Annotated in this window: 13 protein-coding genes; 4 read left to right on the top strand and 9 right to left on the bottom strand. The window is 41.0% G+C overall.

From position 1 onward, the window contains the following. Nucleotides 1-27: 27 nt before the first annotated feature. From hemW to HWV03_RS01705, 6 genes are all read right to left on the bottom strand, one after another. The gene (hemW, locus tag HWV03_RS01680; RefSeq protein ID WP_211675605.1) at nt 28-1164 is read right to left on the bottom strand and encodes a radical SAM family heme chaperone HemW; all 1137 of its coding nucleotides are present in this window, start codon (nt 1162-1164) and stop codon (nt 28-30) included. Between the two features lie 50 nt (nt 1165-1214). After that, on the bottom strand, nt 1215-1829 hold the full coding sequence (locus HWV03_RS01685) for an XTP/dITP diphosphatase (protein ID WP_211678204.1): 615 nt from the start codon (nt 1827-1829) through the stop codon (nt 1215-1217). Nucleotides 1830-1964: 135 nt separating this feature from the next. Continuing rightward, a complete protein-coding gene (locus HWV03_RS01690) occupies nt 1965-2393 on the bottom strand; it encodes a DUF4426 domain-containing protein (RefSeq protein ID WP_211678205.1) in 429 nt (142 codons plus the stop codon). Nucleotides 2394-2510: 117 nt separating this feature from the next. Further along, complete coding sequence (locus HWV03_RS01695; protein ID WP_211678206.1) at nt 2511-3056, bottom strand: YggT family protein; 546 nt, start codon at nt 3054-3056, stop codon at nt 2511-2513. A gap of 41 nt (nt 3057-3097) precedes the next feature. Continuing rightward, a complete protein-coding gene (gene proC / locus HWV03_RS01700) occupies nt 3098-3925 on the bottom strand; it encodes a pyrroline-5-carboxylate reductase (RefSeq protein WP_211678207.1) in 828 nt (275 codons plus the stop codon). 56 nt (nt 3926-3981) lie between these two features. Next, nucleotides 3982-4677, bottom strand: coding sequence for a YggS family pyridoxal phosphate-dependent enzyme (locus HWV03_RS01705; RefSeq protein ID WP_211678208.1), 696 nt, complete (start codon nt 4675-4677; stop codon nt 3982-3984). A 30-nt stretch (nt 4678-4707) separates the two neighbouring features. Between HWV03_RS01705 and HWV03_RS01710 the strand changes: the two genes are divergently transcribed. From HWV03_RS01710 to yaaA, 3 genes are all read left to right on the top strand, one after another. After that, the gene (locus HWV03_RS01710; protein ID WP_211678209.1) at nt 4708-5742 is read left to right on the top strand and encodes a type IV pilus twitching motility protein PilT; all 1035 of its coding nucleotides are present in this window, start codon (nt 4708-4710) and stop codon (nt 5740-5742) included. Between the two features lie 11 nt (nt 5743-5753). Then, nucleotides 5754-6869, top strand: a complete 1116-nt coding sequence (locus HWV03_RS01715) for a PilT/PilU family type 4a pilus ATPase (protein WP_274609799.1) — start codon at nt 5754-5756, stop codon at nt 6867-6869. 63 nt (nt 6870-6932) lie between these two features. Next, the gene (gene yaaA / locus HWV03_RS01720) at nt 6933-7712 is read left to right on the top strand and encodes a peroxide stress protein YaaA (protein WP_211678210.1); all 780 of its coding nucleotides are present in this window, start codon (nt 6933-6935) and stop codon (nt 7710-7712) included. 155 nt (nt 7713-7867) lie between these two features. Here yaaA and HWV03_RS01725 read toward each other — a convergent pair whose 3' ends face one another. From HWV03_RS01725 to HWV03_RS01735, 3 genes are all read right to left on the bottom strand, one after another. Further along, the gene (locus HWV03_RS01725) at nt 7868-8515 is read right to left on the bottom strand and encodes a TIGR04211 family SH3 domain-containing protein (RefSeq protein ID WP_211678211.1); all 648 of its coding nucleotides are present in this window, start codon (nt 8513-8515) and stop codon (nt 7868-7870) included. Between the two features lie 159 nt (nt 8516-8674). Beyond that, entirely contained in the window at nt 8675-9949 is a 1275-nt protein-coding gene (locus HWV03_RS01730) for an inorganic phosphate transporter (RefSeq protein ID WP_211678212.1), read from the bottom strand. A 23-nt stretch (nt 9950-9972) separates the two neighbouring features. Then, entirely contained in the window at nt 9973-10653 is a 681-nt protein-coding gene (locus tag HWV03_RS01735) for a TIGR00153 family protein (protein WP_211678213.1), read from the bottom strand. Between the two features lie 276 nt (nt 10654-10929). On the opposite strand from HWV03_RS01735, the gene HWV03_RS01740 reads away from it, so the two are divergent. After that, nucleotides 10930-12423 (top strand): CYTH domain-containing protein, encoded by a 1494-nt coding sequence (locus HWV03_RS01740; RefSeq protein ID WP_211678214.1) that lies wholly within the window; start codon nt 10930-10932, stop codon nt 12421-12423. The last annotated feature ends 60 nt before the right edge of the window (nt 12424-12483 follow it).

Here is a 12483-nt window from a genome sequence, read left to right on the forward strand (position 1 = left end):
AGGATTACCGCAAAGGCTAATAGCCAATTAAATAAACAGATCGAATAAGCTGTTTAGATAACGATGGCCAAGTTTGGTCACTTGCCAATGGGTTTCGGTTTCAGTCAGTAAACCTTTCTTCACCGCGGCATTAATCTGCTCACTAATCGTGGATAGTGGTAATCCAGTAAAGTCACAAAAGTCCTGCTTGGGTGTTGCTTCGATTAAGCGAAAGCGATTCATGAAGAACTCAAAGGGCAGTTCGTCTTGAGCTACAACATGTTCATTGTCTAAAAAGGCTTTGTCAGCGTCCATATAACCGCGTGGATGCTTTACTTTACTGCGGCGGACTATCTGACCTGTTTCTGGTTCCGTAAGCTTACCGTGAGCACCACAGCCAATGCCGATATAATCACCAAAACGCCAATAGTTTAAATTGTGCTGGCACTGCTTTCCAGCTTTCGCATAGCCTGATATTTCATATTGCTCATAACCGGCTTCACTTAGCAACGCATGACCTTGTTCAAAAATATCCCAGAGGATATCTTCGTCGGGCAAGGTTGGTGGTTTAGAGTAAAACTGGGTGTTTTGCTCAATGGTTAATTGATACCAAGACAGATGATAAGGCGCTAATTCGACCGCTTTATTTAAGTCATATAAGGCATCATTCAGATCTTGATGTGGTAGGCCATGCATCAGGTCCAAATTGAATGAGTTTAGCGCTGATTCGGTAGCAATGTTGGCAGCGCGGATCGCTTCATCTGGATCGTGAATCCGACCCAATAGATTGAGTTTTTCGGCTTGCAAACTTTGCACACCTATTGAAATTCGATTTATCCCCGCGGCTACATAACCGTGAAAACGATCAGCTTCAACCGTACCTGGATTCGCTTCCATGGTGATTTCAATATTTTCGCTAAACGGGATCATAGCTTCAATACCGTTAAGTATTTTGGCAATCCCTTCTGAACTGATTAAGCTCGGTGTACCGCCGCCAATAAAAATCGAGTGCAAAGAACGCTGGAATACGCGGGGTAACTCACAGCGCAGATCCGCTAGCAAGTCTTGAATATATTCGTCTTCCGGGATCTTTCCCTTCTGGGTATGTGAGTTGAAATCACAATACGGACACTTTTGAACACACCAAGGAATATGCACATATAAACTCAACGGCGGTAGTCGCATTGGCAGTGTTGTTACTGTATTGGTTGTAGTCGTCATCATGGTATCGGTCATTATTTTACAGCTAATCGGGTTTGTTGTTCATGCATTGCTGCTAACAACTTGGTTAACGCTTGGCCGCGATGGCTCAGTTCACTTTTACGTTGTTTAGTCAGTTCTGCTGATGTGCAGCCTTCCGATTCAACAAAGAAAATAGGATCGTAACCAAAACCATCTTCACCACTTGGTTGTTCAGTAATAACGCCATCCCAGCTGCCGTGACAGACTAACGGCGTCGGATCTTCAGCATGGGTCATGTAGACCAATACACAATGGAAGCGTGCAGTACGTTGCGCCGTTGGAACACCTTTAAGAGCATCTAATAGTTTAAGCAAGTTATCGCGATCACTGGCATCAACACCGGCATAACGTGCAGAGTAAATCCCCGGTACGCCTTGCAACGCATCAACAGCTAGACCTGAATCATCAGCGATAGCTGGTAGGCCAGTTAATGCAGCCGCGTGTTTCGCTTTGATGATGGCATTTTCAATAAAGGTGGTGCCGGTCTCATCAGCGTCGACAATATTGAAATTACTTTGTGGCAGTACTTCCAGACCAAATTCAGCAAGCAGTGCTGACATTTCACGAACTTTACCTAGATTACCAGTAGCGAGAACAACTTTAGACATGGTGCGCCTTATTATTTGTTAAAAGAGAATGATTTATTAAAAAGAGAGTTATTTGTTAAAAAAGAGTAAGTGAATTCAAAATGGGCATATCACATTGAAATCAGGTTATACAGGATCACCGAACACTGATAAAGCCTAATCCACATAAAATTTTTGCTGGAATTTTAGTTCTTGTGTTTGGTTTCCGCTGGTTAATGTCACCTTGATACGGTAAGTTTCTTCGTTACGATGTGGTACTTCCGCAATGTAGTAAATCGCGTCTTGTTCACGTATTTCACGCACCTCTAATTCGCGGATATTACCGAGTAAATTACGTGCCGTCACTGTCATTGTCACCGCCTGCGCTTTTAGGGTATCGCTATCAAGCACTGAAATATTGATAATACCTAAGTAGTTACTACGGTCTATATCATAATCCAATGCGATGTCAGAGGTTAAAAATGTGCTTGGGAAAGCAATGTAATGCACATCCCAATTGCCAAGTTTTTGCATTTGTTCTGCATTGGCTGCTGCAGAGACGAGTAAGGTTATAGAGAGTAATAAAGATTTAAATAATGCTGGCATGTTGGCTCCGAAATTAAATTTGAGCAAATAGGATATGTATAGGATATAAATAGTATAGCTAACTTGAATGGATAAATATCAATGCAAGGCTTTTCCCTGCATTGATATTGGTTTTATTTAGAACGGTAGACCGGTGAGATCACCAATTAAAATTTGTAAAAATTGTAGACCTAAAATAGCAACTAGCATTGATAAGTCAAGACCACCAATTGCTGGTATAAAACGACGAATTGGCGCTAAAATTGGCTCACTTAGCTGTGACAGCACGTTTTCAACAGGACTGTTGCCTTGGCTAACCCAGCTTAAAATAGCACGTAAGATTAATACGTAGAATACTAAGCTGAAGCATTGCTTAACAAGTTTGATAGCAGCTAAGATTAATACATCTTGGATAGGCGCTACAGCACCTGTTTGCAGGCCGAATAGGGTGTAAATCATCGCACAGGCTACTGCATAAGCAAATACCACTGAGGCAAGGTCTAAGCCACCTAAGCTTGGGATCACACGACGTAATGGTCCGACAACTGGTTGCGTGGCTTTAACAATAAATTGGCTCATTGGATTGTAAAAATCAGCACGGGCCATTTGTAACCATACACGTAGTAGTATGATAAGAATGTATGTTTCAAATAAGATACTGACCAAAAAGTTAGCCGCGTTCATAAATTACCCTTCAAGTTAATTGGTTGTGAGTTGGTTAATCGTTAAAATAGTTTTTGCATTTCTTCAGCGCGAGAAACCGCTGCTTGCATTGCTTTATTGACAGTACCGCGTAGGTTTTGTTCTTCAAAAGTACGAAGTGCTTCAGCTGTCGTACCACCTTTAGAGGTGACATTTTGGCGTAATGTGGCTAAATCAATGTGTGGATTTTGGATGACTAGTTCGGCTGAACCAGCCGCCGCTTGCTGGACTAACTCTCTTGCTTGCTGCTGGCTGAAGCCCATGCCGATAATGCTTTCTTGCATTGCTTCCATGAATAGGAAGAAATAAGCCGGTGAACTGCCTGTTGCGGCAATAATGGTATTTAAATCAGCTTCATTATCTACCCAGCAGGTTTTACCTACAGCCATCATGATCTGGTCTATGGTTTTGATATCGTTATCAGATACTTCTGGTGATGGGAACAAACCCGTCATGCCTTTTTGTACTAAGGCTGGTGTATTTGGCATCGACCGTACAATCGGTTGATTGTCAGCTAATAAACTTTGTAAACGCTCGACCGTTACGCCGGCTGCCACTGAGACAAATAATTTACCTCGGTAATTGGCACTTTGTTCTGCAAGGTGAGAGCAAACATCCGCCATCAATTGCGGTTTTACCGCCAGAATAATGATATCTGCCGCAGCCACTGCAGCGTGATTGTCTTGCGTAGTATTAATCGAAAATTTTTCTGCTAATACATCTAATCGAGTACGTGTCGGACTTGCTGCATAAATTAACTCTGCAGGATAACCATCTGTGATCATACCGCCGATAAGGCTGCTTGCCATATTCCCTGCACCAATAAAGGCGATTTTTTTATTCATGATCATTACAGTTTAATTCCTTATACTTGCTCGTTACTGTTTAATTCCATAAAACGGAGTGATCAGCCGCGTGCGCCAAAAATGGCTGTGCCAACACGTACCATGTTACTACCTTGCGCAATCGCAAGTTCCATATCGTTGGTCATACCCATTGATAAAGTGTCTATTTGGTTATATTGGTGCTGAAGTGATAAATACAACGATTCAAGCTGGTTAAATTGTGATTTAAGCTTGTCGAGATCATCAGTTTTTTCTGGAATAGCCATGATCCCGCGTAATACCAAGTTTGGTAAATTAGCCACTTGTTCAGCTAACAGCCGTGCTTGTTGCAAATCAGCGCCAGACTTGCTGTCTTCGGCACTGATATTGATTTGAATACAAACGTTTAATTTTTCCATCTCTGCTGGACGTTGATCATTGAGTCGTTGCGCTACTTTTAAACGGTCGATACTTTGAACCCAATCAAAATGCTCGGCAATTGGACGCGTCTTATTCGATTGAATTGGACCAATAAAATGCCATTCGATATCGTCATAATTACTGTCTTGCTGTAGATGAGTAATTTTTTCTATGGCCTCTTGCAGGTAGTTTTCACCAAATTTACGTTGTCCGAGTGCGTAAACTGCCATCACTTGTTCGACGGGTTTGGTTTTACTTACTGCAAGCAGGTTAATTTCACACCTTTTTTTGCAAGATGTGCTTGCCGCATTTTCAATTTGAGTTAGAACCTGTTGTAATCGTGTTGATATACTATTCATAATGTTACTTGCAATGAGGTTAAAAAGAATATGGATGTTACAGAGTTACTTACATTTAGTGTAAAGCATAACGCATCAGATCTACACCTTTCTTCGGGTGTTCCTCCGATGATCCGTGTGGACGGTGATGTACGTAAAATCAATTTACCTGCTTTTGACGCAAAACAAGTACATGCGCTAATTTATGACATTATGGATGATAAACAGCGTAAAGACTATGAAGAACATTTGGAAGTCGATTTTTCTTTTGAAATTAATAACGTTGCTCGTTTTCGTGTGAATGCATTTAATCAACACCGTGGTCCAGCCGCAACGTTTCGTACTATTCCAAGTGAAATTAAAAGCATGGCAGAATTAAGTGTGCCAGATATTTTCCATGATTTGGTGGAACTACCACGTGGTTTAGTATTAGTGACCGGACCAACGGGATCTGGTAAGTCAACGACACTGGCTGCGATGGTTGATCATATTAACGAGCATCAGCATAAACATATTCTGACAATCGAAGATCCGATTGAATTTGTACATCAAAATAAAAAAAGCTTAATTAATCAGCGTGAAGTATTTCGGGATACCAAGAGCTTTAATGCCGCATTACGGTCTGCATTACGTGAAGATCCCGATATTATTTTGGTCGGTGAAATGCGTGATTTAGAAACCATCCGTTTGGCATTAACCGCCGCTGAAACGGGGCATTTGGTCTTTGGTACTTTGCATACTACCTCGGCAGCAAAAACCATTGACCGTATTGTTGATGTATTCCCAGGGCAAGAGAAGGATATGGTTCGTTCGATGCTGTCGGAATCATTACGTGCGGTAATTTCCCAGACATTATTAAAACGTACCGGTGGCGGTCGAGTTGCGGCACATGAAATCATGCTTGGTACACCAGCTATTCGTAATTTGATCCGTGAGGATAAAGTTGCGCAGATGTATTCCGTGATCCAAACGGGTATGATGCATGGCATGCAAACATTAGATCAGTCGTTACGTGAATTGGTTAATATGGGTATTGTCACGAGCGAAGAAGCGCGCATTCGAGCTGTTGATCAACAAAGTTTTTAAGGATTAATAACATGGGGATGCTACCACAACTCTTTAGTGCGATGAAAAAGCTTACTGGTTCTGACATGTATATTTCGGCGGGTATTGCACCCACAGTGAAAGTACATGGCTCATTACGTGCGCTCTCGGAACATAAATTAACGGCTGAGCAATCATTAGCATTGGTGAAAGAAGCCATGTCTGAGGATGAATATGCTTCTTTTTACCGTACCAAAGAATCTAATTTCGGTATTTTCATGCCGGATATTGGTCGTTTCCGTGTCAGCGCATTTTGGCAATTAGAAAAAGCGGGTATGGTGATCCGTCGTATTGAAACCGATATACCAGCAATGGATGAGCTACACTTGCCACCAATATTAAAACACACAGCGCTAGAGAAGCGTGGTTTAGTGTTGGTTGTTGGTGCGACGGGTTCTGGTAAATCAACCACGCAAGCAGCCATGGTGGGTTATCGTAACCAAAACTCATCAGGTCATATCTTAACGATTGAAGATCCGATTGAGTTTGTCCATGAACATGGTAGTTGTATTGTTACTCAGCGTGAAGTAGGAATTGATACCGAGTCTTTTGAAGATGCGCTGAAGAGCTCATTACGTCAAGCGCCAGATGTGATCTTGATTGGTGAAATCCGCTCGCAAGAAACGATGGAGTTTGCCTTGGCGTTTGCGGAAACTGGGCATTTATGTATGGCAACGCTGCATGCAACTAATGCCAATCAGGCTATCGATCGTATTTTGCACTTAGTACCAAAAGAAAAGCATGCTCAGTTGTTATATGATTTGTCACTAAATTTAAAAGCCATTGTGGCGCAGCAATTAATCCCAGTACAGGGTGGTTCAAGCCGGCGTGGTGCATTTGAAATTTTATTGAATACACCTTTGGTCAGTGAATTGATCCGCAAAAATGAACTGCATAAAATTAAAGAAGTGATGACAAAATCGGGCGAGCTGGGAATGCAAACCTTCGATCAAGCGTTACTAGCACTTTATAATACCAATATGATTAGTTATACCGAGGCTTTACATCATGCTGACTCGCCAAATGATTTACGCTTAATGATTAAGTTAAATCAAGGCCAAGCAGGCAGTGATAGTATGCTTGACGGGGTGACGATTGAAGCTTTGTAATGACGGGCTATAAAATTCATCGCAATATAATAAACATCAGTTTAAGAAAAGTAAGGAAGAGTTATGTTAATCGTGGTATCACCGGCTAAAACACTCGATTTTGAGACGCCGTCTATAACTGAGCAGTATAGCCAAGCTGACTTAACTGTACATTCGGCAGAATTGATTGATGTTTGTCGTCAATTAACGCCAATGGATTTGTCTTCATTAATGAAAATTAGTGATAAGTTGGCTGGACTAAATGTTGCCCGCTTTACTGAATGGTCAGCAGAGTTTACACCCGACAACGCTAAACAAGCTGTATTTGCCTTTAAAGGTGATGTTTATACGGGTTTAGACGCAGAAACTTTTAGTGATGTTGATATGGCGTTTGCGCAGCAACATTTCCGTATTTTATCTGGTTTATATGGTTTGTTACGACCGCTTGATCTGATTAAAGCATACCGCTTAGAAATGGGCACTAAGCTTGCCAATGGACGTGGTACTAACTTGTATCAGTTCTGGGGCGATATCATCACAGATAAAGTCAATGAAACGCTCGCTGCACAAGGCGATAAAGTGTTAATTAACTTAGCGTCAAATGAGTACTTTAAAGCGGTGCAAAAGAAGCGCTTAAAAGGGCAGGTGATTACACCAGTATTTAAAGACTGCAAAGCGGGTAAATTCAAGATCATTAGTTTTTATGCTAAAAAAGCACGTGGCTTAATGGCGCGGTACATTATTGAGAATCAATTAACTGATGTATCACAGTTAACGGCGTTTGATACTGATGGTTATTACTATTGTGATGCCGAATCAACGGATATTGAATTGGTGTTTAAGCGTGATGAAATCTTTAAATAACGAGATAGCATTATATAACCATATTTAATTTCGGTCATGGTTATAAATCAGCGTTAATAAAAAAGGATATTCATATGAATATCCTTTTTTGTATCTGGCAATTAGCGGTGTAGTTCGTGCATCAGACTGAGTACCGCGTCAGGCAACTTACCGAATTAGTCCCAGCCGTTATTTTTCTTTCGACGGAAGCTGATTGATGGGATGATTAACCCAGCAATTAAGCCCGCAGCAAGAATTAATGCACCTAAAATGATGAAACGATGTTGCGCATCTTCTTCTTTGGTATCTAGGCGTGCTGATAATTGTTCATTCTCTTCACGTAAACGTACCGCTTCTGCCGTTAACGCGGTATTTTCAGCGGTTAATGACGCAATATTGTTAGTTTGTGTTGCAATATCAGCTTCTTTACTGACGAGCTCATCACGGTTCGCATTTGTTAACTCTGCCATTGCCGCCGAGTTTTTATTGTTTATCTTTGCCAACGCGTCTTTGGTTTTTTCCAGTTCAGCTTGTAGCTTTGGTGTACGTACTTTTAAACTTACCTGGCGAGAAAGTGATTTACCGTCAATCCAAGCTGTTTTGTTTTTGCTGGTGGTGATCTGTGCAAAATTAGCATTTGCATCGGTTTGTAAGTAGGTTACAGCTTCACCGGCTTTTATCGTACCAATAATACGATACTGAGTGCCCGGACCTGAATGCATAAATATAGACACGTCATCGCTAATATAACGTGTTTCTTTTGCCACACTCGATAAGCTAACGAGTGTTAACAATGATGCTAAAATGAGTTGTTTAATCTTCACAAGTTGTCCCGTAGACGAAATATTCTGATAGGCATAATAAATATAAAATCGAATTTCGACAAGCCTCAGATGATGTTTTCCCACCATAAAATAGAAATTTAGTGGATTAAAAAAAAAGCCATCAAAAAATTGATGGCTTTTTCATAATTCTATAATCAATTACAGGACAAAGATCGCCTCTAAAATCTTGTAGAAGATAATTGCGAGTATGGCACCCGCTGGCAGTGTGACAACCCAAGATACTACGATCGTTCTGACTACATTGAGATTCAGTGCCGCAATACCACGAGCCATACCTACGCCTAGCACAGCCCCTACGAGTGTTTGTGTTGTCGAGATAGGTAAACCTGAACCTGAGGCAATAACTACCGTTGTCGCTGTCGCTAGCTGCGCTGCAAAACCACGGCTTGGTGTTAATTCTGTAATACCAGTACCGATAGTAGACATCACCTTATGACCCATTGTTGCTAGACCAACTACGATGCCAAAACCACCGAGTGGTAAAATCCACCACGCTAGCGCTGCTTTTTCAGCAATTTGGCCGCCGTTTTGTACAATTGATACAACCGCAGCTAATGGACCAATCGCATTGGCTACATCGTTAGAGCCGTGGGCAAATGCCATTGCACAAGCAGTAATGATCATTAAGATACCAAACACTTTTTCTACATTTGAGAAATGCATGTCTTTGTCATTGCTTGGGCTGTAATTTTGTTTGCTGATGTAAATGGCGCCAGCAATAGCAACCAGTAGACTGACTACTGTCGAAGCAACTAAAGCTTCAGTTGTAGTTAAATGTAAGCCTACATGTTTTAGACCTTTTTTAATTGTAACCATTGCAATAACAAATGTTGTTAAAGCCATATAGAAAGGCACGTAACGTTTAGCATTAGCAAGTGGATCTTTGGTATCAAATATGAGTTTCTGAATACTCATAAAAGTGACGTAAGCGATGAGCCCAGAGAGTATTGGTGTGACAACCCAGCTGCCTACGATACCACCTGCCTTACCCCACTGTACGGCTTCAGGCCCCACGCTGACTAGTGCAAAACCAACAATAGCACCCACGATTGAGTGAGTTGTTGATACCGGCCAGCCAAAAATTGATGCGATCATTAACCAGGTGCCTGCTGCGAGTAGTGCAGCGATCATACCAAATGCTAATGCATCTGGGCGGCCTTGCTCTTTAAATACAGCAAGGTCAACAATACCTTTACGAACGGTATCGGTTACTTCTCCACCGGCTAAATAAGCCCCAGCAAATTCAAAAATGATAGCGATAAAGATCGCTTGTTTTACGGTTAGTGATTTGGTACCGACAGAGGTCCCCATCGCATTTGCTACGTCATTGGCACCAATGCCCCATGCCATATAAAGGCCAAAAGCAGCCGCCATAAACAGTAGATAAGGACCGTATGCTTGAATGATTTCCATTATTTATATACCTATTAGTGATCTTAATTACGCGCTAGCATTAGTTCGAGACGTGCGCCAACAGTTTCAGCTTGGTCCGCTAATCCGCCAACCCATTCTAAGATTTTGTAAAGGAACATAACATCAATTGGATTGTAGTCACTTTCAATTTTACGCAGTTTTTGACGAAGTACGATTTGCATTGAATCAGTATCATCTTCGATACAATCGAGTTCGTTGATCATATTTTCAACAAGATCAACTTCACGACCTTTAAAGCCTGTTTCTAGTAACTCATCGAGTTCATTAATGGCTTTTTTAGCCTGCGCGGTTGCATCAATACAACGTTTTAGGTACCGCGTGAAATCATCAGCGATTTCTACTGGCAGTTGTAGATTCCGACCGATGACACGACCAGCAATATCTTTCGCACGATTAGCGATCTTATCTTGCTGAGTCAGTAGGTCTAACATATCGGTACGATCGACAGGCATAAAGATACCGCGTGGTAGCTTTAAGCGGATTTCACGTTTTAATACATCAGCATCTCGTTCACATTGTGAGATCTGTTGGCGGATAGTTTCCGCTTTATTCCAATCTTGTTGCGTAGTCGCAGCAAAAAATGGCACAAGTAATTCACAAGTCTCATGCACTTTCGTGATGTGTTCTTGTAACGGGGTAATCGGAGACTTAGCAAAAAGTCCTAAAATTGTATTTACTGGCATAGCCATAATCCATGTATGTGACAATAAGTTGACACTTTTGAAGATGTCGGGAATGTTAAACCACTCTCACGAGTTTGCAATATAAAAATTGCCTTATTAGTGATTGAATGAGACCAAAATCAATATATTTTTGTTTTTATAGGAAATCTTATTCGCAAATTAAAGATTTAACCTTAGACAGGTTTTAAAATAATTGGTAAATTTTATACTTTAAAGTGTTAGATATTCTGTTGTATCTGACATTATTTTTATCGTTTATGAGTCTAGCGAGGCCGGATGAGTACGGAAGTTGAAATAAAATTTGTTGCTAAACCACAGGTTAAATCCCAATTAGTCGTGTTATTAGCGGACTATGTGATAATCGAGCAGGCTGTTAAGCCTTTATCTAATACTTATTTTGATACAACGACATCCCAATTTCGTCAGTTTGATTTTGGTTTGCGCACACGTAAAAGTTTAAATTTTGCTGAGCAAACCATTAAGACCGCAGGTATTGTCCGTGGTGGATTACATCAGCGTCCAGAATATAATTTACCATTACAAGGCGATTTTCCGACTTTAGGTGATTTCCCGACTGAAATTTGGCCCGAAAATACCGACGTTGATCAGTTACAAATGGATCTAGTGGATTTATTCACCACTGATTTTGAACGTACTATGTGGCATGTCAAGCTGCCGAATGAAGCGGAAATCGAAGTGGTTTTCGATCAGGGCATGGCGCGCAGTGGCGAACAAAGCTATCCGATTTGTGAAATTGAATTGGAATTAGTATGCGGCGATATTGCTGATCTATTTTCGTTAGCGCAGCAGATCACGCAACTGGGTAATGTACGTTTGGGTAATGTCAGTAAAGCTAAACGAGGTTATCAACTTGCAGGTTTATATACGCCTAAAATTAAACCGTTGGCGCTAAAAATGCCAGTATTAGAAACTGAAAACTTAGGGGATATATTTTTAACGACATTGACTCAAAGTTATGCACATTGGCAACATCATGAGCAACAGTATTTAGAAACCCAAAATATTAATGCCTTGGTTGAAGTTGTGTCTGCGGTAGCGTTGATCCAACAAACGCTACTCAGTTATGCACATATACTGCCTGAAATCGCGCTAAAGCAAACAGAATTGGTTTGGTTACAGCAGCAGTTATCGGCGGTAGGTAGTGCGTCACAGTTAAAGCAAGCGATGACCAATAATAGACAGTTTATTCGTAAGTTCCCTGAATATAAACGTATTACTAAGGAATTACAGGCATTACAACAGAGTTATATTGATTTTACGGACATTGAAACGCTATTTAATACATCAAGATACGCCAGCATTATGTTATCCGTTAGCCAGTTACTGAACCAAGGTTTAAGCAGCGTAAAGCTTGATAGTGCCAATGTTCTTGCGTTTGCTAATACGCATTTAGAAGCCAGTTGGCAGAGCGTACTGGACTCGTCATTGTCTGCGCCACAACTAGATGCCGATGCGTACTTACTATTACATGCGAAATTGAAGCAAAATTTATTAATCGGGCATTGTTTTAGCCACCATTATTCAACAGAGAAGCGTGATAAATTCCGCTTACCTTGGCAGGATATATTACAGGGTATTGATGATTTAGCGGTATTGCAGATACTCATGGGGGTTGCAAAACAACAGCCGGAAGCAATTGCTAAACAAATCGAAAAGGTGTTAGTGCGTAAACAATGTTCGTTATTGGATGCATTAGAGCAAACTCGCCATCAAGCATTAACGATGCGGCCGTATTGGTTGGAAGGATAAAAATATACAATCAGTGGCTGCCAATGTCACTGATTGTTACTCATTTGTTCGCTATATAAT

Source organism: Moritella sp. 36 (assembly GCF_018219415.1).
In the GTDB taxonomy this organism is placed as follows: domain Bacteria; phylum Pseudomonadota; class Gammaproteobacteria; order Enterobacterales; family Moritellaceae; genus Moritella.